This window comes from Xylophilus rhododendri (genome assembly GCF_009906855.1).
Classification (GTDB): domain Bacteria; phylum Pseudomonadota; class Gammaproteobacteria; order Burkholderiales; family Burkholderiaceae_C; genus Xylophilus; species Xylophilus rhododendri.
In genome coordinates this window covers 4,725,891-4,748,045 of sequence record NZ_CP047650.1, presented here as the reverse complement: position 1 = coordinate 4,748,045, position 22,155 = coordinate 4,725,891, and the positions used below count along the sequence as shown (strand labels likewise).

The 22,155-nt window shown below is 64.6% G+C and carries 21 protein-coding genes and 2 pseudogenes; 13 read left to right on the top strand and 10 right to left on the bottom strand.

Features of this window, described 5'->3' with window-relative positions:
- Positions 1–12: 12 nt before the first annotated feature.
- From GT347_RS21990 to GT347_RS21965, 6 genes and pseudogenes are all read left to right on the top strand, one after another.
- Positions 13–999 (top strand): ABC transporter permease, encoded by a 987-nt coding sequence (locus GT347_RS21990; protein ID WP_160554223.1) that lies wholly within the window; start codon positions 13–15, stop codon positions 997–999.
- Between the two features lie 9 nt (positions 1,000–1,008).
- Positions 1,009–1,839, top strand: a complete 831-nt coding sequence (locus tag GT347_RS21985; protein ID WP_160554222.1) for an ABC transporter permease — start codon at positions 1,009–1,011, stop codon at positions 1,837–1,839.
- Positions 1,836–3,512 (top strand): ABC transporter ATP-binding protein, encoded by a 1,677-nt coding sequence (locus tag GT347_RS21980; protein ID WP_160554221.1) that lies wholly within the window; start codon positions 1,836–1,838, stop codon positions 3,510–3,512. The genes GT347_RS21985 and GT347_RS21980 overlap by 4 nt, the downstream gene beginning before the upstream one ends.
- A 32-nt stretch (positions 3,513–3,544) precedes the next feature.
- Positions 3,545–5,107, top strand: a complete 1,563-nt coding sequence (locus tag GT347_RS21975; RefSeq protein ID WP_160554220.1) for a GMC family oxidoreductase — start codon at positions 3,545–3,547, stop codon at positions 5,105–5,107.
- A gap of 171 nt (positions 5,108–5,278) precedes the next feature.
- Positions 5,279–6,231, top strand: a pseudogene (locus tag GT347_RS21970) (tripartite tricarboxylate transporter substrate binding protein).
- A 40-nt stretch (positions 6,232–6,271) separates the two neighbouring features.
- Complete coding sequence (locus tag GT347_RS21965) at positions 6,272–6,838, top strand: DUF1439 domain-containing protein (RefSeq protein WP_160554219.1); 567 nt, start codon at positions 6,272–6,274, stop codon at positions 6,836–6,838.
- A gap of 129 nt (positions 6,839–6,967) precedes the next feature.
- On the opposite strand, the gene GT347_RS21960 is transcribed toward GT347_RS21965, so the two are convergent.
- The 6 genes from GT347_RS21960 to GT347_RS21935 all read right to left on the bottom strand — a co-directional run bounded on the left by GT347_RS21960 (position 6,968) and on the right by GT347_RS21935 (position 11,981).
- Positions 6,968–7,657, bottom strand: a complete 690-nt coding sequence (locus GT347_RS21960; RefSeq protein ID WP_160554218.1) for a type 1 glutamine amidotransferase domain-containing protein — start codon at positions 7,655–7,657, stop codon at positions 6,968–6,970.
- A 117-nt stretch (positions 7,658–7,774) separates the two neighbouring features.
- Positions 7,775–8,380 (bottom strand): TetR/AcrR family transcriptional regulator, encoded by a 606-nt coding sequence (locus GT347_RS21955; protein ID WP_160554217.1) that lies wholly within the window; start codon positions 8,378–8,380, stop codon positions 7,775–7,777.
- 57 nt (positions 8,381–8,437) lie between these two features.
- Positions 8,438–9,127 carry an RNA ligase family protein gene (locus tag GT347_RS21950; RefSeq protein ID WP_160554216.1) on the bottom strand — a complete coding sequence of 230 codons (690 nt, stop codon included), beginning with the start codon at positions 9,125–9,127 and terminating at the stop codon, positions 8,438–8,440.
- Positions 9,120–9,668, bottom strand: coding sequence for a hypothetical protein (locus tag GT347_RS21945; RefSeq protein WP_160554215.1), 549 nt, complete (start codon positions 9,666–9,668; stop codon positions 9,120–9,122). Before GT347_RS21945 ends, GT347_RS21950 begins: the two co-directional genes overlap by 8 nt.
- Entirely contained in the window at positions 9,661–10,953 is a 1,293-nt protein-coding gene (locus GT347_RS21940; RefSeq protein ID WP_160554214.1) for a DUF3696 domain-containing protein, read from the bottom strand. Before GT347_RS21940 ends, GT347_RS21945 begins: the two co-directional genes overlap by 8 nt.
- Positions 10,954–11,042: 89 nt before the next feature.
- Positions 11,043–11,981: a LysR family transcriptional regulator gene (locus tag GT347_RS21935; protein ID WP_160554213.1), complete on the bottom strand. Its 939-nt coding sequence runs from the start codon at positions 11,979–11,981 to the stop codon at positions 11,043–11,045.
- A gap of 112 nt (positions 11,982–12,093) precedes the next feature.
- On the opposite strand from GT347_RS21935, the gene GT347_RS21930 reads away from it, so the two are divergent.
- From GT347_RS21930 to GT347_RS21900, 7 genes and pseudogenes are all read left to right on the top strand, one after another.
- Positions 12,094–13,074 carry a Bug family tripartite tricarboxylate transporter substrate binding protein gene (locus GT347_RS21930; RefSeq protein WP_160554212.1) on the top strand — a complete coding sequence of 327 codons (981 nt, stop codon included), beginning with the start codon at positions 12,094–12,096 and terminating at the stop codon, positions 13,072–13,074.
- A 5-nt stretch (positions 13,075–13,079) separates the two neighbouring features.
- Positions 13,080–14,128 (top strand): annotated as a pseudogene (locus GT347_RS21925) (4-hydroxythreonine-4-phosphate dehydrogenase PdxA).
- Between the two features lie 20 nt (positions 14,129–14,148).
- A complete protein-coding gene (locus GT347_RS21920; protein ID WP_160554211.1) occupies positions 14,149–15,321 on the top strand; it encodes an L-rhamnonate dehydratase in 1,173 nt (390 codons plus the stop codon).
- A 2-nt stretch (positions 15,322–15,323) separates the two neighbouring features.
- Entirely contained in the window at positions 15,324–16,253 is a 930-nt protein-coding gene (locus tag GT347_RS21915) for a dihydrodipicolinate synthase family protein (protein ID WP_160554210.1), read from the top strand.
- 295 nt (positions 16,254–16,548) lie between these two features.
- Positions 16,549–16,824 (top strand): hypothetical protein, encoded by a 276-nt coding sequence (locus GT347_RS21910; RefSeq protein ID WP_160554209.1) that lies wholly within the window; start codon positions 16,549–16,551, stop codon positions 16,822–16,824.
- A 102-nt stretch (positions 16,825–16,926) separates the two neighbouring features.
- Positions 16,927–17,493, top strand: a complete 567-nt coding sequence (locus GT347_RS21905) for a tyrosine-type recombinase/integrase (RefSeq protein ID WP_407704116.1) — start codon at positions 16,927–16,929, stop codon at positions 17,491–17,493.
- Positions 17,494–17,747: 254 nt separating this feature from the next.
- A complete protein-coding gene (locus GT347_RS21900; RefSeq protein ID WP_160554208.1) occupies positions 17,748–18,917 on the top strand; it encodes a hypothetical protein in 1,170 nt (389 codons plus the stop codon).
- 1,017 nt (positions 18,918–19,934) lie between these two features.
- Here the strand turns inward: GT347_RS21900 and GT347_RS21895 are convergent.
- From GT347_RS21895 to GT347_RS21880, 4 genes are all read right to left on the bottom strand, one after another.
- Positions 19,935–20,270 (bottom strand): hypothetical protein, encoded by a 336-nt coding sequence (locus GT347_RS21895; RefSeq protein WP_160554207.1) that lies wholly within the window; start codon positions 20,268–20,270, stop codon positions 19,935–19,937.
- A gap of 101 nt (positions 20,271–20,371) precedes the next feature.
- The gene (locus GT347_RS21890) at positions 20,372–20,722 is read right to left on the bottom strand and encodes a hypothetical protein (RefSeq protein ID WP_160554206.1); all 351 of its coding nucleotides are present in this window, start codon (positions 20,720–20,722) and stop codon (positions 20,372–20,374) included.
- 52 nt (positions 20,723–20,774) lie between these two features.
- Complete coding sequence (locus GT347_RS21885) at positions 20,775–21,395, bottom strand: hypothetical protein (protein WP_160554205.1); 621 nt, start codon at positions 21,393–21,395, stop codon at positions 20,775–20,777.
- A gap of 194 nt (positions 21,396–21,589) precedes the next feature.
- On the bottom strand, positions 21,590–22,021 hold the full coding sequence (locus GT347_RS21880) for an energy transducer TonB (protein ID WP_160554204.1): 432 nt from the start codon (positions 22,019–22,021) through the stop codon (positions 21,590–21,592).
- Positions 22,022–22,155: the final 134 nt, after the last annotated feature.

Here is a 22,155-nt window from a genome sequence, read left to right as displayed (position 1 = left end):
AGGACGGCGCCCATGCAACTCAACCACTCCGGCCTGCGTTTCGTGCTGCGGCGCCTGCTGCAGGCCCTGCCCATCCTGATCGGCATCGCGGTGCTGAACTTCCTGCTGGTGCACCTGGCGCCGGGCGACGCGGCCACGGTGCTGGCCGGCGAATCGGGCGGCGCGCCGCCGGAGTACCTGGCCCAGCTGCGCGCCCAGTTCGGCCTGGACCAGCCCATGTACCTGCAGCTGCTGCGCTACCTGCGCAACATGCTCACCCTGGACCTGGGCTACTCCTACCGCCACGGCGAGACGGTGCTGGCGCTGATCCTCGACCGCATGGGCCCGACGCTCCTGCTGATGGGCCTGGCCTTCGTCTTCTCGATCTGCGGCGGCGTGCTGCTGGGCATCGCCGCGGCCACCGCGCTCAACGGCTGGCGCGACCGGCTGATCTCGGTGCTGGCCGTGGTCACCTACGCCACGCCGCTGTTCTGGATGGGCATCATGCTGATCCTGGTCTTCTCGGTGAAGCTGGGCTGGCTGCCCACCTCCGGCATGGAGGACGTGGTGGCCTTCAACACCGGCTGGGCCCGGGTGCTGGACATCGCCTGGCACCTGGTGCTGCCGGTGCTCACGCTGTCGTTGTTCAACATGGCGGTCTACACCCGCATGATGCGCTCCTCCATGCTCGACCAGCGCGGCCAGGACTATGTGCTGACCGCCCGCGCCAAGGGCCTGGCCGAAGCTGTCATCACGCGACGCCACATCCTGCGCAACGCCCTGCTGCCGGTGCTCACCATGGCCGGCGTGCAGGTGGGCGCGCTGCTGGGCGGCTCGGTGGTCATCGAATCGGTCTTCGCCTGGCCGGGCCTGGGGCAGCTGGCCTTCCAGTCGCTGTTCGCGCGGGACTACAACCTGCTGCTGGGCATCTTCTTCCTGTCGGCCTGCCTGGTGGTGGTCGTCAACCTGGTGGTCGATCTGCTGTATTCGGCGATCGATCCCCGCATGAAACTGGGCTGAGGTCCATCGATGAACAGTACCTTCCTCGGCCGCTTCGTGCGCAACCGCATGGCCCTGTGGGGCCTGGTCTTCCTGCTGCTGGTGTGCGTGCTGGTGCTCGCCGCGCCGCTGCTGTTTCCGGGCGACCCGATGCAGATCGTCGGCAAGCCCTTCATGAGCCCCTTCGGCGAACGGCTGCTGGGCACCGACTCGCTGGGCCGCGACATCGCCGCCGGCCTGGCGCACGGCGGGCGCACCTCGCTGATGGTGGGCCTCGTCGCCACCGCCGTCGCCATGGCGGTGGGCGTGACCATAGGCGCCATCGCCGGCTTCTACGGCGGCCGGGTGGACAACCTGCTGATGCGCCTGACCGAGTTCTTCCAGACGATTCCCACCTTCCTCTTCGCCATCGTGCTGGTGGCCGTGCTCTCGCCCTCGCTGCGCAGCATCGTCATCTCGATCGCGGTGATCAGCTGGCCGCCCATCGTGCGCCTGGTGCGGGCCGAGGTGATCGCCCTGCGCGAGCGCGATTTCGTGCAGGCCTGCATCTGCCTGGGCATGAGCGACTCGCAGATCATCTTCCGCCAGATCCTGCCCAACACCTTCTCGCCGGTGATCGTGGCCGGCTCGCTGATGATCGCCACCGCCATCCTGACCGAGGCCGCGCTCTCCTTCCTGGGCCTGGGCGACCCCAATGCGATCAGCTGGGGCTTCATGATCGGCGCCGGCCGCAGCTTCCTGCAGGACGCCTGGTGGCTGTGCGCCATCCCGGGCATCGCCATCCTGCTGACCGTGCTGAGCATCAACCTGGTGGGCGAGGGCATCAACGATGCGCTGAACCCGCGGCTGAGGACCCTATGAACACAGACGCCACTCCCCTGCTGTCCATCGAGGGCCTGAGCGTGGCCCTGCCCGCCTGGGCCGACCGGCGCACCGCCGTGGAGGACCTCAGCCTGCAGCTGCAGGCCGACGAGGTGCTGTGCGTGGTCGGCGAATCGGGCTCGGGCAAGTCGATGATGGCCAAGTCCGTCATGGGCCTGCTGGCCGCGCCGCATGTACGCATCGCCGCCGGCAGCATCCGTTTCGAGGGCGAGGACCTGGTGCGCGTTTCGCCCGAACGCCTGCGCGCCATCCGCGGCAACGGCATCGGCATGGTGTTCCAGGAGCCTATGACCGCGCTCAATCCGCTGATGACCATCGGCCAGCAGATCGAGGAGACCCTCGCCACCCATGTGCAGCTGACGAAGCAGCAGAGCCTGGAGAAGATGAGTGCCCTGATGCTGGAAGTGGGCCTGCCCGACGCCGCGCGCATCCTCGGCTCCTATCCGCACCAGCTCTCCGGCGGCCAGCGCCAGCGCGCCATGATCGTGATGGCGCTGATCCTGGAGCCGCGCATCCTGATCGCCGACGAGCCCACCACCGCGCTGGACGTGACCACCCAGGCGCAGATCCTGGTGCTGATCAAGGCCCTGCAGAAGAAGCGCCAGACCGGCGTGCTCTTCATCACCCACGACTTCGGCGTGGTGGCCGAGATCGCCGACCGGGTCGCCGTGATGCAGTCCGGCAGGCTGGTCGAGATCGGCACCGCCGAGCAGGTGCTGCGCGATCCCCAACACCCCTACACCCGCGCGCTGATCGCCGCCGTGCCCAGCATGCACAAGGCCGTGCCCCGGCCCGACAACACGCAGGCGGTGGTGCTGGAAGTCAAGGGCCTGGACAAGACCTACGGAAAGAGCGGCAGCTGGTTCGGACTGGGCAAGGCCAGGGCCATCAAACCCGCGCTGGCCTCGGTGGACCTGCAGCTGAAGAAGGGCGAGATCCTCGGCCTGGTCGGCGAATCCGGCTCCGGCAAATCGACGCTGGCGCGCTGCATCACCCGCCTGGTGGATGCCGACAGCGGCAGCATCGTGCTCGAAGGCCGCGAACTCGCGCAGCTCGGCCGGCGCCAGCTGCGGCCGCTGCGCAGCCGCATCCAGATGATCTTCCAGGACCCCTATGCCTCGCTCAACCCCCGCCTGCCGGTGGCCGAGCTGATCGCGCAGGGGCCGATCGCCAACGGCGTGCCGCGCCAGCAGGCGCTGCGCGAGGCGGCCGAGCTGCTGGCCGTGGTGCAGCTCGACCCCTCGGCCGCCGGGCGTTTCCCGCACGAGTTCTCCGGCGGCCAGCGCCAGCGCATCGGCATCGCCCGCGCGCTGGCGATGAAACCCGCGGTGATCGTGGCCGACGAGCCGGTCTCGGCGCTGGACGTGTCGGTGCAGAAGAAGATCCTGGAGCTGCTGGCCGAGATCCGCGAGAGCCGCGGGGTGGCCATGCTCTTCGTCACCCATGACCTGCGGGTGGCCGCCCAGCTCTGCGACAGCCTGGCGGTGATGCACCAGGGCCGCATCGTGGAACAGGGCCGCACTGCCGCGCTGTTCGCCGCGCCCCAGCATGCCTACACCAAAAGCCTGCTGGGCGCCGTGCCCGGCCGCAGCTGGAGCCTGAACGCCGATCGGCCCGAGACCCCCGCCGAGGCGGTGGCCGCCGCCGCATGAATTCCCCCGAACCTTCCGCTCTCCCTCCAGCCATGAAATTCGATGTCATCGTGGTCGGCGCCGGCTCGGCCGGCGCGGCCCTGGCCGCCCGCCTGTCGGAAGATCCGGCCCGCCAGGTCCTGCTGCTCGAAGCCGGCAAGGACTGGCGCACCGCCGACGCGCCGCAGGTATTGCGCAGCAGCAATATCTACCCCTTCATGCAGGACCCGGCGCACCAGGCCGAATGGCAGTGGCCCGGCCTGCTCACCCGCCGCACCCGGGTGCAGCAGCCGCGTTTCTACTGGCGCGGCAAGACCATGGGCGGCTGCTCCACCGTCAACGCCCAGATCGCGATCCGCGGCACGCCCGCCGCCTTCGACGAATGGGAGGCCCTGGGCAACCCCGGCTGGGCCGCGCGGGACATCATGCCCCTCTTCAACCGCATCGAGGACGACCCGCAGACCGCCGCCGCCCGCGGCATCACCCGGCCCGGCCCGCTGCCGCTGTACCGCGCGCCGCTCGCCGAATGGGGCGCCATCGACCGCGGCGTGCGCGAGGCCGCGCTGGCGCTGGGCTATCCCTGGAAGGCCGACCTCAACGCGCCCGAGGGCGAAGGCGTGTCCTGCTATCCCTACAACGTGCGCGACGGCCGGCGCGTCACCACCAACGACGCCTACCTGGAGCCCGCCCGCGGCCGCGCCAACCTCACCATCCGCGGCGGCGCCACGGTGGATCGGGTGCTGCTGGACCGGGGCCGCGCCACCGGCGTGCGCATCCTCACCGCATCGGGCCTGGAGGACATCCCGGCCGATGAAGTCGTGCTCTCGGCCGGTGCCATCCACAGCCCGGCCATCCTGATGCGCTCGGGCATAGGCCCCGCCGCGCACCTGGCCGGACTGGGCATCGCGGTGGTCCGGGACCTGCCCGGCGTCGGCCAGAACTTCATGGACCATCCCATGCTGCGCGCCACCATCGCCCTGAAGCCGGAGCACGTCGCGAAGCATCGCGACGCCCGCCACACCAACTGCTGCCTGACCTACAGCTCCGGCCTGGAGCAGGGCGGCGACCGGGACATGATCATGATCGCCTTCAACCACCGCGGCCTGGGCGAGGGGGACATGCCCAACACCACCGGCGCCATCGGCCTGTCGATCTACAACGCCCTGTCGCGCGGCCAGGTGCGGCTGGTGTCGGCCGATCCCGAGGCCAATCCGGAAGTCGACGAGAACATGCTGGCCGACCCGCGCGACCGCCACCGCATGCGCGACGGCGTGCGCCGGCTGGCGCGCATCGTGGCCCAGCCGGCGCTGGCCGGCATCGCGCAATCCATCACCTTCGAGGCCTCGGGCCTGGACTTCCAGCAGGCCGCCGCCCTGCCCGACGACGAACTCGACGCGCTGATGCTGGCCCAGTGCGGCGACATCCAGCATGCCGCCGGCACCTGCCGCATGGGCCCGTCCAGCGACCCCATGGCCGTCGCCGACGCCGACCTGAAGGTGCACGGCATCCACGGCCTGCGGGTGGCCGACGCCTCCATCATGCCCACCGACTGCCGCGCCAACCTGCACTTCACCTGCGTGGCGATCGGCGAGGCGCTGGCGCGGCGCATGGCCTGAGGCCGAGGGGAACCAGGAAGAAGACCAAGGGGAAGACCCGATAGGGTTATCGATGCTGCGCCAGCCGGGCCGGCACCGGAACATGGGGCGATCCAGCAACCGGAAAGCCCGATGTTCCCAGACGACCCTCGCCACCGCGGTATCGACCGCCGGTCCTTCTCCCTGGCCACCATGGCCGCCGCCGCAGCCGCCGCATCGCTGGCCCTGCCGGCCCGGGCCCAGGCCGCATGGCCGGCCCGCCCGATCCGCATCGTCGTGCCCTACACCCCGGCGGTTTCACCGACCAGATGGCCCGCCTGGTGCAGGTCGGCCTGCAGGCCCGGCTCGGCCAGCCGGTGGTGGTGGACAACAAGCCCGGCGCCAACAGCATCATCGGCGTGGATGCCGTGGCCAAGGCGCCGGCCGACGGCTACACCTTCGGTGTGGTGATCGCCGCCTACTCGGCCAACACCACGCTCTACCCCAAGCTGCCCTACGACCCGGCCAGGGATTTGCGCGGCGTATCGCTGATCGGTGTGTCGCCCCTGGTGGCGGCGGTGGCGCCGCAAGCGCCCTTCAAGACCGCGCGCGAGCTGGTGGACTACGCCCGAGCCCATCCGGGCAAGGTCAGCTTCGGCTCCTCGGGCAACGGCTCGGCGGCGCACCTGACGACCGAGCTGCTCAAGCTGCAGACCGGCATCGACATGGTCCATGTGCCCTACCGCGGCACCGCGCCGGCCCTGGCCGACCTGCTGGGCGGCCAGATCCAGCTGCTGTTCGACACCCCCAGCAGCCTGGCGCCCACCGGCAAGGACGGCAAGATCCGCCTGGTCGGCCTGGCCGGCGACCAGCGCCTGCCCAGCATTCCGGAGGTGCCCACCTTCATCGAGCAGGGTTTCGCCGGCTTCAACGGCAGCACCTGGGCCGGCGTGCTGGCCCCGGCGGGCACGCCCACCGCCATCGTGCAGCGCATGGCCGAGGAAGTGACCGCCGTGGTGCGCGGCGCCGATGCCCGCGCCCGGCTCGACGCCATGGGCACCCTGCCCGCCGGCGGCACGCCGGCCGAGTTCGATGCCTACATCGCATCGGAGACGGCCAAATGGGCCAAGGTGATCCGCGCGGCCGACATCAAGGCCGACAGCTGACAGCACCCCGGCGGGCGCGGCAGGCGCGGGACAATGGGGGATGGCTTATTCCCACCGTCGTGCCCTGCTGCAGTCCCTCACCGGCGCGGCCCTGGCCGCCCTCCTCCCCCTGCCGGCCCAAGCCGGCTACAACATCTTCACCGGCGAATACACCGTCGCCCAGGCCGAGCTGCAGGCCCGCATCGACACACGCTTTCCGCTGCGCCTGAGCTACGCCCAGCTCTTCCAGGTGGATGTGTCCCACCCACGGCTGGCCCTGAGCGCCGGCACCGCACGCGCCGCCATCACGGTGGACCTGCTGGTGCGCAGCCCCCTCGCGTCCAAGGCGCTGACCGGCGTGCTCACCATCAGCAGCCGGCTGCGCTTCGACGCCCCCACAAGCTCCATCCGCCTGGTCTCGCCGCAGGCCGACCGTATCGACTTCGCCGGCCTGGCGCCGCAGGACGCGCAGCAGCTGCAGGCCATCGGCCAGGTGGTGGCGCAGGAGGCCTTGCAGGACTTGCCGGTGCACACCTTCAAGCCCGAGGAACTGAGCGTCGGCAGCCGGGTCTTCGTGCCCGGCGAGATCACCGTGGTGGATGGGGCGATCGTGGTCAAGCTGGATTGAAGCGCCGAGCCGGGCCAGAAATGCCCTGCTTTTTGTGCTTAACTTTTAAGCAGGCCCGCCGATAATCCACTCAGGTTCTCCAAGACTCGCCCCTGTGCCTCACGGCCCAGGGGCTCTTTTTTGGGCGTTTCAGGCGGCGGACTGGCCGACCCGGGCCAGCAGCACCCGGGCTGCCTCGGCGGACGAGGCCGGGTTCTGGCCGGTGATCAGCTGCCCGTCGGTCACCACATACGAGCCCCAGTCGGCCCCCTTGGAATAAAGCCCGCCCTTGTCAACCAGCATGTCCTCCACCAGGAAGGGCACGACCTTGGTGAGGCCGACCGCCTCTTCCTCGGTATTGGTGAAACCCGTCACCTTGCGCCCCGCCACCAGCGGCCGGCCGTCCGTGCCCTTCACATGGCGCAGCACGCCCGGCGCATGGCAGACCAGCGCCACCGGCTTGCCCGCCGCGATGAAGGATTCGATCAGTGCGATGGAGTGGCGGTCTTCCGCCAGGTCCCACAGCGGGCCGTGGCCGCCCGGGTAGAACACCGTGTCGAAGTCGGCCTGGGAGACGCTGTCCAGCCGCACGGTGGAAGCCAGCTGCGCCTTGGCCGCCGCATCCGCCTCGAAGCGGCGGGTGAGTTCGGTCTGGAAGGACGGTTCGTTGCTCTTGGGATCCAGCGGCGGCTGGCCGCCCTTGGGAGAGGCGAGCACGACCTCGACACCGGCGTCCTTGAAGGCGTAGTAGGGAGCGGCCAGCTCTTCGAGCCAGAAACCGGTCTTGCGGCCGGTGTCGCCGAGTTCGTCGTGGGAGGTGAGGACCATCAGGATTTTCATGTTGCTTCTTTCGTTTGCTTGCTGGGGTTGGAAAATATTAGACCAGTCGGCTAGTGATCTATCCCAAAAAAAACGCTTCCATCGAAGCGTGTTCCGGGAGGCCAGCCGCCGGCCGGATCAGGGAGGCAATTTCAGGATCAGCCGGGTGCTCGCCATGGCCGCCTCGAAGGGCTGCCGGCCCCGCACGATCTTGGCCATCACACTCGCGCCCAGCCACAGCTGGTAGAGGCCTTCGGCCACCTGCGCCGGCTCGCCCTGGATCGAGAGCGAGCCCTCGGCCGCGCCCGCCTCGATGGCCCGCGCCAGCCGGGCGGTGATTCCCGCCGTGCCCTGCTTGAGCGCCAGCCGCATCGCCTCGGACAAATCGGCCACCTCGGCGCCCAGCTTCACCGCCAGGCACTTGCCCTGGCAGTCGAGGAAGGACTGGTTCTCCTGCCAGCTGTCCCAGTAGTGCATCAGGCGCTGCGCCATGCTCAGGCCGGGCTTGCGCAGGATCTCGTCCATCTCGGCCAGGTAGGCATCGAAGTAGCTGTCGAGCATGGCTTCGCCGAAGGCCTCCTTCGAGGCGAAGTAGTGATAGAAGGAGCCCTTGGGCACGCCGGTGGCGCCTAGCAATTCGTTGAGGCCCACCGCCGAGAAGCCCTTGCCCGCCATCAGGCGCTGGCCCGAGGCCAGGATGCTGGCGCGGGTGTCGGTGGAGTCTTTGGTGATGGCGGAAGGCATGGGGCGGAGTCTAACGTTGAACTAGACCAGTCGTCTAGCGATTTAACCAAACTACCGTCACTGTCCGGCTAACCGGTTCCATTGCAGGGGTCGATTGCGCCAGTGTTCGCCCATGGTCTGCACGAAGTCGGGGCGAACCAGCTTGGCCCGCGCAGCGGTCCACTCCACCCCGTTCGCCCTGGCCACGATGCCTTCCAGCGGCCCATTGCGAAAGCCGCTCGGCCGTTCATCCACCATCCGCACCAGACCCGGCAACGTGAAGCGCCCGCGCGCCAGAGTGGGCACGGTGTACAGGCCGTGCGCGGCCGCCCAGGCATCCCGCCGACCAGCGCTCCAGAAGCGCCCTGCCGACCGGTCGTACACGTCAAAAACCATCCACCAGTCCGGCAGCCCGCCGTAGTCCAATGAGTGCCGCGCCGCGCACCACTCGCCAAAGACCAGCAGGTCTGGATGCAGGGCATCGAACAGCGTGTCGGCCCTGCTCGCCAGCCAATGCGACAGCCGGGCAAACTGGCCTGGATAGGGCTGCCGCAAGTACTGGCCGCGGTTCTGGAACAGCAGCTCGCCGGCCGCATCGACCGAAACGCCCAGATTGGCGCCGTCGAGCTTCTCCTCCACCGTCAGCTCGCAGGCCAGGAATTCGTCGGCCTCCTTGCGGGAGAGCACCTTGTCGTCGCGAGGCGCATCCTGACCGAGCCACGCCAGGTGCGGCGTATGGGGAAAACGGAAGAAGCCCGAATCACTCACCGCGTTGCTTCTTGCTCTTTTGGCTGTGCTTGTGCTTGAGCCAGTCGCCGAGCAGCTGGTGCACGTGGACACCAGCGTTCTTCAAGGCTGGCTCGCAGTCCAGCCAATCCGTGTCGCAGGCGTTGACCAGGCGGCAATCGTGACCGTCCGACTGGGCCGATAGAACGGCGGCCACCATTTTTCTATCCGCCAGATCCGTGACTGCGCTGCCCAAGTCAGCAGGCAAGATCGCATGACCATCCGAATCCATCTCCAGGCCAATCCAGACCACCTCGTTGCGGTCCTTTTTTGCCATCATGGCCAGCCAACCATAGTCCTGATCGACGTTAAGCTTGTTCTGGTATTCGCTGCAGATGTGCCAATCCCAGTCCAAGACGACACTGCGGCCGGCGTCGCAATCGAAGGCTTGCACCCAGTCCAGCACCTCCATGCGCAGAATATCGTCCTGCACGGGGGTCGCATCCGGGCGGAACGGCGAACCGTAGTCTGCCGCGCTGGCGACGATCAGGACATTAGTATCCACCACCGAGCCATCAGCCATGCCGGTCGCTCCGCATGCGGCTGGCGCGTGCCAGCGCCTGGGCGCGCGCCTCGCCAACGCTGTCGCCGAAGAAGTGTTCCGGCCAATTGTTGACCGCACCGAACTCGTCGATCTGCAAGGGTCGAAGCCGAGCCTGTTTCTGGGCGCGCTCGACGAAGTACATGGCGCATTCGTCGGGCCTGGTCTTGTCTTGCGCGATGAGCGTCTGCATCCGGCGGAACAGGTGTTCCGAATGCGTCTCCACGATGAACTGCACCTTGCGCTTGCGGCTGGTCTCCACGAACAGCTCGGCGAGCACCGCCTGGGCTAGCGGGTGCAGATGGATCTCCGGCTCCTCCAGGACGATGGTGCTGCCTGGCGCCGCGAAGTGCGCAAGCGTCAGGACCGGCAGGACTTGCGAGACGCCGATGCCAACGTCCCGGATGTTGGCATCGACGCCGTCGCGGGACACCACCAGCTCATACCGCGTGGATCGTCCGACCTGCCGGGCCTGGATGCGGTCGGCCAGCTTCATCCGCTTCAGCCATGTGGACACCCCGTCCAGCACCTTGGCCTGGTTGCCGTCTCGCAGCAAGGCACTGGCCAGGAGTGCGTCCATGGTTTTAGCCCCATCGCTGCCGATGTCCCCCGGGCTGGACTTGTTCCAGACATAGTCCCGCTCCGGCTTGCGTCGCAACGGCCCCAGGTAGCGCAGCTCCTCCAGTTCGCGTCTGATGGCAAGGCTCAGGTCTTGCACCAAAGGGCCTTCAGCACCCAAGGCCACGATGGCTGGGGGCGGCAATGCGATGGAGCGTTCCGGTGCGTAGTCACGCCCCTTGCCGCGCGGCTGCACCTCATCGTTGACCACCAGCGAGAAAGCGCCCTTGTCGCGGCGAAGCACACGAAGCTGAAAACCCTCGGTTCCCAGCTTGAGTTCCTGCACGACCACCGCACCGCTGGAGGTCTTGCCGTAGCTGCAACTGAACTCGCCCTGCGTCACCCGCTCGGAGTCGGGCCGGCTGAATTTGAAGGCCAGCTCGAACCGGCGCGCTTCACCTTCTACGCCAGCGCTGAGCACATTGTCGAAGTCCCCGAAATTGAACAGATCGTTGACCTCGTCACCGCCCATGTTGAGATGGATGGAGCGATCCGGCGACAAGGCGGTCTGCTTGAGCAGGAGCAGACTCTGGATCAAGGTGGACTTGCCCGATGAGTTGGTCCCCAGCAGCATCGTCACGGGAGCGAACCGCACCGCCTTGGTGTCGCGCCAGGCCTTGAAGTTTTTCAGCTGAATCTCGGTAAGCATCGTGTTTCCTGGGTCCGGAGTCGAATTATCGATCCTGGCTTGGAGCCCCAAGCTGCATGGGCGGAGCGTGCGTGGCGAGAACGGATGAGCTATGCACCAGCCGGCTCGGCAGACGAGGACCGGTGAAGTATCTCCATGAACCGGCCTGCCGCCATCCCCGCCGGCCGGTCCCGCCGCACGATGGTGCCGTAAGACGCCAGCTCCGCCCGGAAGCGGCAGGGCAGGATCGCCAGCAGCCCGTGCTTCTCGTACCGGCTGGCCACCGCCTCGGGGATCACGGCCACCATGTCGGTGCGGGCGATCAGGTTGGTCGTCGTGAGGATGGAGGCCGTCTCGATCAGCCCGCGCGGCAGCGGCGTGTGCCGGCTGCGGAACTCCTGCTCGATCACGTCGCGCATGGGGCTGCCGTGCGGCTGCAGGATCCAGTGGAAGGCCTGCAGCGCCGCGAAATCCACCTGGCCCTTGCCGGCCAGCGGATGGCCGGTGGCGACCACCACCGACAGCGCCTCTTCCGACAGCGCGCGGAACAGGTAGTCGTCCCCCGCCTGGGCCGGCACCCGGCCGATCACCAGGTCGAGCGAGCCTTCGTCCAGGCCCTCCATCAGCCGGTCGCTGGTGCCCACATCGATCTTCACCGCCAGCAGCGGGTATTCGGCCTTGATGCGGATCAGCGCCTCGGTGAGGTCGGCCGGCGAGGCCGCCATGATGCTGCCCACCCGCAGCCGGCCGCTGCCGCCGCGCTTCAACTCCTGCAGCTCGCGGTTGAGCGTCTCCATCGTGCCGCGCACCCCGCGGAAATACGCCAGGGCGATATCGCCCGCCGGGCTGGTGCGCAGGCCGCGCCCCACCCGTTCGAACAGCGGCTGGCCCAGCGTCAGCTCCAGCTCGTGCAGCATCTTGGTGGCCGCGGGCTGGCTCAGGCCCAGGTGCGCGGCGGCGGCGCGCAGGGTGCCGCGCTCCTCGATGGCCAGCAGCAGCGCCACCTGGCGCATGCGCAGCCGGTTGAGCAATTGGGGGGTGGTGTCCATGGGCGTCGACCGATAACCTGAGGCGATCAGCCTATCAAATACTTTCAGTTTACGGGCATCAATCGCCTTCCTAAGATGGCCCGGCGTTCCCCTAAAAAACACCGGAGACAACATGAAGACACTGCTGCGGACCGCCGCCTGCCTGGCGCTGGCCGGGTCGGCCCTCGTCCCCTCGATCACGCAGGCCCAGCCCGGCGCGGACTGGCCCAACCGCCCCCTGCGCATCGAGGTCGGCTCGGCCCCCGGCGGCGGCACCGACGCCATGGCGCGTGCGGTGGCCGACCGGCTCGGGCCCCTGCTCAAGCAGCCCATCGTGGTGGAGAACCGCCCGGGCGTCTCCAACACCATCGCCGCCGACTTCACCGCCAAGTCCACCGACGGCCACACCCTGGTGATGGGCGTGGTCACCGCCCATGCCATCGCGCCGCATCTGCTCAAGCTCGGCTACGACACCAACCGCGACCTGGTGCCGGTCGCCTACGTGGGCGGCGTGCCCAACGTGCTGGTCGTCACCAACGAGCTGCCGGCGAAGAACGTGCAGGAGCTGGTGGCGCTGGCCAAGAAGGAGCCCGGCAAGATCAACTTCGCCAGCAGCGGCGCCGGCAGCACCCAGCACATTGCCGCCGAGATGTTCCGCGAGGCGGCGGGCGTGGACATCGTGCACGTGCCCTACAAGGGCAGCGGCCCGGCCCTGATGGACCTGGTGGGCGGCCAGGTGCAGATGAGCTTCGACACCATGCCCTCGGTGATCGGCCAGATCAAGGCCGGCAAGATGCGCCCGCTGGCCGTGACCACCGCCAAGCGCAACCCCCAGCTGCCCAACGTGCCGACCATGGCCGAGGCCGGCCTGCCCTACGTCGAAGTCACCGCCTGGTACGGCCTCTACATGCCGGCGGCCACGCCCAAGGCGGTGCAGGCGCGGGTGCACGACGAGGTCAACCGGGTGCTCGCCATGCCCGAGACACGCACCCGCCTCGAAGCCGTGGGCGCCGAGATCACCCCCATGACCCAGGCCGAGTTCATGGCCTTCAACGCGGCCGAGTTCAAGCGCTACGGCGACCTGATCCGCAAGGCCAACATCAAGGTGGACTGACAGCCATGACACAGCAAGAAAAACCCGTCGTCGCCCTCACCCTGGGCGACCCCGCCGGCATAGGCGCCGAACTCATCGCCCGCCTGCTCGCCAAACCCGAGGCGACAGAGCGCGCCAACATCGTGCTGGTGGGCGACCGCTGGCTGTGGGAGGAAGGCCAGCGCATCACCGGCCTGCGGGTGCCGACCGCCGAGGTGGCCAGCCTGGCCGAGGTGCGCGGCCGCAGCGGCAGCGAGCGGCCCGCCTTCCTGGAAGTGCACACCGTGTCGCAAACCGAAGTACAGCGGTCCAGGGCCGACGCCCCGGCGGCCGCTCCGTGCTGCAGGTGCTGGACCGCTGCATGGACGCCGCCCTGGCAGGCGACATCGACGCCATCTGCTTCGCCCCGCTCAACAAGCAGGCCATGAAGATCGGCGGCCTGCGCCATGAAGACGAGCTGCACCACTTCGCCGAATACCTGGGCGTGAGCGGCTATTTCTGCGAGTTCAACACCCTGGGCGAGCTGTGGACCTCCCGCATCTCCTCCCATGTGCCGATGAAGGACGTGGCCCAATACATCACCCGCGAACGCATCGAGCAGGCGGCCGAGCTGCTCTACCGCTCCCTGCTGGCCAGCGGCATAGAAGCGCCCAAAGTGGCCATCGCCGCCTTCAACCCGCATGGCGGCGACGGCGGCGTCTGCGGCCGCGAGGAGGTGGACACCATCGAGCCCGCCGTGCGCGCCCTGCAGGCCCGCGCATGGCCCACCGAGGCGCCCTTCCACGGCCCTTTCCCCGCCGACACCATCTTCCTCAAGGCCCAGGCCGGCGAGTACCAGGCCATCGTCACCATGTACCACGACCAGGGCCAGATCGCCATCAAGCTGCTGGGCTTCTCGCGCGGGGTGACGGTGCAGGGCGGCCTGCCCATCCCCATCACCACGCCGGCCCACGGCACCGCCTACGACATCGCCGGCCAGGGCCGCGCCAACGTCGATGCCACCTGGCAGGCCTTCCTGATCGCCTGCCGCATGGGCATCGCCCAGCGCCGCAAGCACAGCCTTCCCACCGCATAAGACAGAGAGACAGCCGAACCATGAAGATCAAATCCGTCCGCGCCCGCGTGTTCCAGTGGAAGGGCAAGACCGTTCCGCCCCAGGGCAACTTCTGCTCCAACGCCATGGACCTGCTCTACTCGCCCGCCGAGACCATGAGCACCTTCCGCTTCCATTCCTGGACCGTGGTGGAGATCGAGACCGACGACGGCATCGTCGGCCTGGGCAACGTGGCCCTGGCCCCGGCCATCGCCAAGGCCATCATCGACCAGTACCTCGCCCCGCTGGTCATCGGCCAGGATCCCTGGGACTACGAATACCTCTGGCAGCGCATGTACCGCAGCACCCATGCCTGGGGCCGCAAGGGCGTGACCATGGCGGCGATCTCGGCGGTGGACCTGGCCATCTGGGACATCCTGGGCAAGTCGGTGAACAAACCCGTCTTCAAGCTGCTGGGCGGCCGCACCAAGGAGAAGATCCCCTGCTACTACAGCAAGCTCTACCGCACCGACCTGAAGGACATGCAGGACGAGGCCGAGAAATTCCTGGACCAGGGCTTCACCATGTTCAAGTCCCGCTTCGGCTACGGCCCGGCACACGGCACCAAAGGCGTGGCCGAGAACCTGAAAATGGTCGAGGCCCTGCGTGAAGTCATCGGCTACGACAGCGACCTGATGCTGGAGTGCTACATGGGCTGGAACCTGGAATACGGCAAACGCCTGCTGCCCAAGCTGGAGAAGTTCGCGCCCCGCTGGGTGGAGGAACCGGTGATCGCCGACGACATCGACGGCTATGCCGAACTCAATGCCCTGACCAGCATCCCGATCTCCGGCGGCGAGCACGAGTTCAGCCTCTACGGCTTCAAGCAGCTGCTGGAGAAGAAGGCGGTGAGCGTGGTGCAGTACGACACCAACCGCGTCGGCGGCATCACCGCCGCCCACAAGATCAACGCCCTGTGCGAGGCCTACAGCGTGCCGGTGGTGCCCCATGCCGGGCAGATGCACAACTACCACCTCACCATGAGTTCGCTGGCCTCGCCGATGAGCGAATACTTCCCCATGTTCGACGTGGAAGTGGGCAACGAACTTTTCTACTACATCTTCGACGGCGAGCCGGTGGCCGAGAACGGCTTCGTGCAACTCAGGGACGACGTGCCCGGGCTGGGCCTGACACTCAAGACCGAGTTCCTCGACCAGTTCGACATCGTGGAGTGAAGATGCCCGGCCTGAGCAACCCCCGCTTTCGCGGCATCTTCCCCGTCGCGCCCACCACCTTCACCGAGGACGGCGCACTCGACCTGCCGAGCCAGAAACGCTGCATCGATTTCATGATCGACTCCGGCGTGGACGGCATCTGCATCCTGGCCAACTTCTCGGAGCAGTTCCTGATCTCCGACGAGGAGCGCGAGATCCTCACCCGCACCGTGCTCGACCATGTGGCCGGCCGGGTGCCGGTGATCGTCACCACCACCCACTTCAGCACCAAGGTCTGCGCCGAACGCAGCCGCCGCGCGCAGGAGATGGGCGCCGCCATGCTGATGCTGATGCCGCCCTACCACGGCGCCACCTTCCGGGTGCCGGAGCGGCAAATCTTCGACTTCTACGCACGGGTGTCCGACGCCGTCTCCATCCCGATCATGGTGCAGGACGCGCCTGCCAGCGGCACGGTGCTGTCGGCCGCCCTGCTCGCCCGCATGGCGCGCGAGATCGAAAACTTGAGCTACTTCAAGATCGAAACACCCGGCGCCGCCAGCAAGCTGCGCGAGCTGATCCGCCTGGGCGGCGAAGCCATCGAAGGCCCCTGGGACGGCGAGGAGGCCATCACCCTGCTGGCCGACCTGGACGCAGGCGCCACCGGCGCCATGACCGGCGGGGGTTTCGCGGACGGCATCCGCCCCATCATCGAAGCCCATCGCGCAGGCGACAGGGACCTGGCCTTCGCCCGCTACCAGCAGTGGCTGCCGCTGATCAACTACGAGAACCGGCAGGCGGGTTTCCTGGCCTGCAAGGCGCTGATGAAGGCCGGCGGGGTGATCGACTGCGAGGAGCCGCGGCACCCCTGGCCTTCGATGCATCCGGAGGTGCGCGAGGGGCTGCTGGAGACGGCGCGGCGGCTGGATCCGATGGTGCTGCGCTGGGGGCGGTGAGCGGCCGTTCCCGATGGGCGGGTGCTTGAGATAGAGTTCGCTGTCGCGCAAAAAACGCGACCAGGATTGGCGTCCTGACGACCTTCTGTGGCCTAGGCCGCAGGACACCGCATTTCCGCAGGGACTGCGGCCTTTTCATTCGACTCGTTTATGGCGGTTCGGATGGGAGGGCTCACGCCCTGCCGTTCTTCGCAGGAGGTCACGGTACGCCAACCTGTTCGAACCGCCGCCACTTCTTCTACCCGACGAATTGACGGCGGCATCCCTTTGTGGAGCCAACGATCAGGAGGCAGGCATGAAGAAACAGACGACATCCGTCACACCGGAACCCACCCCATCGCAGACACCAGATCAGGTACAGGCACTGCTACGCGAGATCAACGTGCTCGCCAGCAACGCGATCCAGCTGGCGCTTCAAGGCACCGGGGAAGAAGAAGACAAGGACCAACGCATCCTGCTGTTGCGACAGGCGATGGAGCGTGTCGGCTGGATCGCCGACGTCGCGCTGCGCCGGCTGGGCGAGCCCGGCGCCTTCGAAAGCGCCGAGGACTGGATGCTGGCCCACGTGTGAATCGATGGCGGGAACCGGCATGGGCCTGCATCGGATCGATGCGGCGCACAGTACGTCCCTTCCAACTGCCGAAGTTCACCATGCCAGAAAGCACCGCTCAAATTGAAAGACATCTGGGCGATCCGCATACACCTTCAACTGCGCCATCGAACCCGCGACTTAGCCCTGTCTAATTTAGGCATAGACAGCAAGCTGCGAGGCTGTGATCTGCTGCAATTGCGTGTCCAAGACATCGCGTGCGCTGGCCGAGTGGCGGCGCGCGCATCCATCGTTCAACAGAAGACGCGCTTGCCCACCCAGTTCGAGATCACCGAACTCACCCGCGTATCGGTAGCGGCTTGGCTGGAAGAAGCGCAGCTTCAAGCCCGCGACTATGTTTTTCCGTCGCGCAATGCCTATGCCCACCATCTCAGCACCAGGCAATACGCCCGAATCGTGGACTCCTGGGTAGAGGAAATCGGCCTCGACCCGGCGGCGTACCGTACGCACACGATGAGACGCACCAAGGCGTCGCTGATTTACAGGCGAACCAAAAACCTGCGCGCGGTACAACTATTGCTGGGGCACACTAAGCTCGAGAGCACCGTGCGCTACCTTGGCGTCGAGGTCGATGATGCTCTGGAAATTTCTGAGCTGACGGAAGCTTTAAGACATCGGCCGGGTCGGTAATTCCTGCCGCTAACGGCCAGAAGCAGACACCCAGCTGCACTACTATTTGGAAATTATGGCCATTGCGGTGCCAGCAATTATCGAACAGTGGATTAGCCCCTAGCGAGGGAGCCGCCGCACGCATACTTGACTCACTGTTACACTGAATAGACGCCAATTAGTGCGCATGACGGGAGGGACGCGGTTGACTTCCAGACCTGTAGCACTGAGTCAAAGCGTCTTGTTCGACGGCGACAACCAAATAGGACTCAGGCATGGCAACTGCGAAGAAAAAGGCACCCGCGAAGAAGGCAGACAATCCGAGCGCAGATGTAGGGCGCACGCGCACAGCCCGCCCTTACCCAGCGTCGTCGTTTCAGGATGCATTAGGCCTCGGCAACGCGATCATGACGCACGCTGCCGGAGAACGCGTGCGTCGTCTTACGCTGCTGGAGAAGATGGGCAAGTCCGCTACTAGTAGCGCGACCAAGATGGCGATCACGAATTCCGGCAAATACGGCATTACCACTGGATCGTACGCTGCCGATTTTCTCGAATTGACGCCCGTCGGTGCTGTGGTGGTCAATACTTCACGATCGGACGCCGAGCGGCGCAAGGCTGCTTTTGACTTGGCTATCAATGGCGTGGCCCCATTCAAGCTCCTGTACGAGCATTACAAGAGCAAGCGACTACCGGAACGCGAGATCATCAAAGATGTCGTGCGAGACTCCGGCATCGATGTACCGGACTTAGACGAATGCGTCGATACGTTCACAGTTAACGTAAAGGACCTAGGCCTACTTCGTACAATTGGTGGAGCAGAAACGCTCATTTCCATCGAACAGCTATTGGAAGAGACTCCTAGGGCGGACGGCGTAGCTCACACGGTGCACGCTGCCCTGGCGCAAGCAACGCCGGCGATCGTGAAGAAGGTTGCGAACGACTCGGCCATTTCATCGGATTGGGAGAAGGTGTGCTTCTACATTACACCGATAGGCACGGAGGACAGTGAAGCACGCAAACACGCAGATCTCTTCATGTCTTCACTCGTGCAGCCCGCACTTGAAGAGCTTGGCCTAATCGTCGTCAGGGCGGATCACATCGGTGAGCCAGGGATGATCACCACCCAAGTGCTGGAATACCTCAAGAAGTCAAAACTGGCTATCGCCGATCTTTCTTACCTAAACCCGAATGTCTTCTATGAAGTCGCGCTCCGGCATGCACTGCGTTTGCCGGTAGTTCAGCTTATTCGCAAGGCCGACCGGCTTCCATTCGACGTCAACCAATCTCGAACGCTTGTCTTCGATACAACAGATATCTACAGCCTGATTCCAAAAATTCAGACTTACAGAGCAGAGATAGCGAACCAAGCTCGCAAAGCAATTGAAGATCCTGAAAGCGTTGGCAACCCGGTGAGCGTGTTCTACCCGGATTTCTATAAGTAGTCGCATCTGGACTTCCTCGAACAGCATCATTGCCATCGATTAATTTCGGACTGGTGAAAAATCAGGCAGTTTAATTGATATTTAACGTTGTACGACTGCAGCACGCAGAAGCGCGGTCGTTCGAAGTGGAGGCCTCAAACTGCCCGTTGACTAATTCGCCCAAAAGTTAGCCGCCGAATGCTGAATATCGCAAGAATCAGCTCCGACGTCCGCTTTGGGCCCAAAGCGGACATTACAACTGGCGCAAGAAATATTGATTGCGGTAAATGCCGATTAGCCAAAACAACGCGCCATGCATGGCCCCGAGTGGAGCAAATATAACCGCACCACCCAGCGCATCCTTTAAGCTGGAAAATAGTATAGGCGAAGCAATCAATAGGCCCAACATACCTCCGCCCACTGCGAACTGCCACAACCTGCTGTAGCCACGTCGCTGAAAATAACGGAACGCTGGGAAGCCCAAAACTAACGGCCCAATCACCGTAACGGCCAAAGCCGGTGCTCCAATCGACCATCGACCACAGGCCGCCAATGTCACGGGCAACCCGAGTGCACATATCGCGAATGCAAGCAATATTCTTGGCATCTTTACTGAATGGTCACCAAGTCCGCTTCTGGCCGAAGTCGGCCTTCATGCGTGATGACGAAAAAATAGAAAACAAGGGCAAGGCCTGCCCAAAACACAAGGCCGCACACCGACGCCCTCTCAGCTTCCATAACGAATTTCCCATCACGGCGCCGCTTAATGCGCCCGCCTGAGCTGAAATTTGTCCCTTTCCGGTCGGGCTCAACAACCACATACCCTAGCGTGAACACGGGTACGACGACATATCCCGTCAAATAGCCTGCGACGTGCAAAGCAAGTTCTACGACGGGGCGCAAAATCAGTTCCGCCAGTCCATCTAGCGCCATACCGCCTCCATTTCAGAGTCCGCTTCTGGCCAATATTAGCCGTTGGCGCGTTTTCCGGGAAGAGCTCACAGTCGAAGGTGCAGCAGCACCGAATCAATCTCGCCCCTACCGAACCATGATGGTCTTCAGCCAAATAAGCAAGAACCAGCCGATGATTGCTAGAGCTACCGAAACGGCGAATGCTTCGCCAGTAAGAGATTTTTCCATCAGCTTCGCGACATCAGCCCTTTTTTGATATTCGAGGAAATAGCCGCCTCCAGAGAATAGTTTCACCAATTCGGCAATTGCCAGCAAGCATCTGTGCAAACCTAGGACACCAAGAAATCCGAATGCGACGTACGCCCAAGGTGTAGATAATCGTGTCCACCACAACATTGCTGTTCCGCCTACTAACAAAAAACAGACAATAAAAGGGAGTATGAGTGAAGCGAGAAATGGCATGCGGTGGCTTGGTTAAATACGACTGTAATACGCGGATAGAAGGCTCAGCAAGAGACAGCCCGTTGCATTCATGTGTGTGCGCTTCTGGCCGAATGCAGGCTTTAACCGTTTGCTCGTGCTTTAAGGCGGCCACGAAGCCAACGTAAAAAGCCCGGGAATATCACAAACCATTGAAAATACGCGACCGCAGCACTCGCGGCCCATAGCGGAAGAAAATCGCGAAATGATTCATAAGGAATTGCAAAACGCTGTATAGTTTCACCGTAAAAAACTCCGACGACCATGATGGCTAGAGGTCCTGCAGGCAGAGATAAGACCGCTGCAAAAAGTGTGGCCGCAACTGGCATATCATGAATTTCACGCTGAACCCAGGCGAACGCCAATAGCGCGCAAAACAAAGAGCTCCACATGAGGCGTACGGCGAAATAGAAAATTATTCTGTAGTTCATCATATGGCCTTTATAGGCTTATGTCCGCTTCTGGCCGAAAGGCGCCGGAACGACGTCAGTTAGGATCACGGCCCGATTTTCCGCCTTCTTTGGGCTCGTGCATCACATCCATGAAACCAGGTTCGGTCAGCAGGTTCTGAAGGCTGGACTCAAACGCTTTACGAAGAAATTCCGTCGTAGAAGAGCTAATGGCTCCCTCAGACTTGTATGAGCCTTCAGTGACTGCCTCATAGACAACTTTTTTTGCCACGAGGCTGAACAATTGCCAGCGAACTTTCATGTAAACACTTCCCTTCAGCGTCCCAAGGAAGCCGAGCCGAAGGTTAGGGTCTCCAGAAAAAGGAACACAAACATTTAGATCAACATCTTCGATGGTTGCGCCAGCCAATAGGTCGACGTCCTCCATCTTGGGTTCGTCAAAGGCTCCAACTGGCACTATGGGTTGGGGGTACTGCGCAGCTTTCAAAACCCCGCTGAACGATTGCAGATATTCAGCACCCGTGATGTTCAGTTCTGTACCTCTGTACTGCGTCGTCGAGGCATACTTGCAAAACCATCCATACTCGAACACCGCAAAAGCCTTGCCCAAAGGAATATTGGTTTTCACAATGGACAGGGAAACCATACGGGCAGGCGAACGATGCGATGCGGGCGCAACGACCTTTTGCTCAACCATCCTTGGTGGCTGTGGGGGCGTCGCGCACCCGGCTATTAATACGACACCTACGCCTATAACAGCACTCTTGATCCAATTCATTGCTAGCGTTCGCTTTATATTGTGTTCGATACTATGGTTCGACGTCGAGCCCGCAATCCAGAGAGTTTTTGCATCCTTCATTGCACACTATTGCCAGTCATTGTCGGAATGGACTAGCAATCCAGCGGCTTGGCCATGATGCAACCCGAAGGCGAAAAACGCATGGGCATCAGCGTGGTGACGGGAATGGCCACCCCGTTCTCCCGATAAGGCACAAAGGCCGCGCCGACCAACGAACGCGCTGCGGCGGCATCGACCGACGCATTGCCGCTGGACTCCGCGATCCTGATGTCATCGACCTTGCCATCGGCTCCGATGGCCAGACGCAATACGGTGGTGCCGCCGGCGAACGATTTCTGGAAATCGCGGGTATTCAACTGCGTGCGAATGCGGCCCATGGGGCGCAACGCATCGGCATTCACCAGCTTGGCGCCAGCAGGCGGCGCAGTGCTGCAGCCGCTTGCGGCCAGCGCAAGCAGCACGATGGAGCAGGCGGCGGCGATTCGGCGGCCGGGCCGTCGATGGTTCGGGATATTCAGTGACATGGGCAGCTGCGACTTGGAATGCGGTGGCGGGCCGTGGGGCGACTGCCGTCGGAGTCGGTGGGCTCGATCAGCAAGCGGAGTTCTTCGCGACTCCGTGAATTGCCATTCCGCCCGAAATGTATCTGCTTTATATG

Coding starts and splice junctions, on each gene's coding strand:
- GT347_RS21920 (WP_160554211.1), top strand. CDS start 14,149: ATGAAGATCAAATCCGTCCGCGCCCGCGTGTTCCAGTGGAAGGGCAAG.
- GT347_RS21945 (WP_160554215.1), bottom strand. CDS start 9,668: ATGGCTGATGGCTCGGTGGTGGATACTAATGTCCTGATCGTCGCCAGC.
- GT347_RS21885 (WP_160554205.1), bottom strand. CDS start 21,395: ATGGTTGAGCAAAAGGTCGTTGCGCCCGCATCGCATCGTTCGCCTGCC.
- GT347_RS21880 (WP_160554204.1), bottom strand. CDS start 22,021: ATGTCACTGAATATCCCGAACCATCGACGGCCCGGCCGCCGAATCGCC.
- GT347_RS21985 (WP_160554222.1), top strand. CDS start 1,009: ATGAACAGTACCTTCCTCGGCCGCTTCGTGCGCAACCGCATGGCCCTG.
- GT347_RS21910 (WP_160554209.1), top strand. CDS start 16,549: ATGAAGAAACAGACGACATCCGTCACACCGGAACCCACCCCATCGCAG.
- GT347_RS21940 (WP_160554214.1), bottom strand. CDS start 10,953: ATGCTTACCGAGATTCAGCTGAAAAACTTCAAGGCCTGGCGCGACACC.
- GT347_RS21960 (WP_160554218.1), bottom strand. CDS start 7,657: ATGAAAATCCTGATGGTCCTCACCTCCCACGACGAACTCGGCGACACC.
- GT347_RS21965 (WP_160554219.1), top strand. CDS start 6,272: ATGGCTTATTCCCACCGTCGTGCCCTGCTGCAGTCCCTCACCGGCGCG.
- GT347_RS21975 (WP_160554220.1), top strand. CDS start 3,545: ATGAAATTCGATGTCATCGTGGTCGGCGCCGGCTCGGCCGGCGCGGCC.
- GT347_RS21930 (WP_160554212.1), top strand. CDS start 12,094: ATGAAGACACTGCTGCGGACCGCCGCCTGCCTGGCGCTGGCCGGGTCG.
- GT347_RS21980 (WP_160554221.1), top strand. CDS start 1,836: ATGAACACAGACGCCACTCCCCTGCTGTCCATCGAGGGCCTGAGCGTG.
- GT347_RS21900 (WP_160554208.1), top strand. CDS start 17,748: ATGGCAACTGCGAAGAAAAAGGCACCCGCGAAGAAGGCAGACAATCCG.
- GT347_RS21955 (WP_160554217.1), bottom strand. CDS start 8,380: ATGCCTTCCGCCATCACCAAAGACTCCACCGACACCCGCGCCAGCATC.
- GT347_RS21990 (WP_160554223.1), top strand. CDS start 13: ATGCAACTCAACCACTCCGGCCTGCGTTTCGTGCTGCGGCGCCTGCTG.
- GT347_RS21895 (WP_160554207.1), bottom strand. CDS start 20,270: ATGCCATTTCTCGCTTCACTCATACTCCCTTTTATTGTCTGTTTTTTG.
- GT347_RS21890 (WP_160554206.1), bottom strand. CDS start 20,722: ATGATGAACTACAGAATAATTTTCTATTTCGCCGTACGCCTCATGTGG.
- GT347_RS21935 (WP_160554213.1), bottom strand. CDS start 11,981: ATGGACACCACCCCCCAATTGCTCAACCGGCTGCGCATGCGCCAGGTG.
- GT347_RS21915 (WP_160554210.1), top strand. CDS start 15,324: ATGCCCGGCCTGAGCAACCCCCGCTTTCGCGGCATCTTCCCCGTCGCG.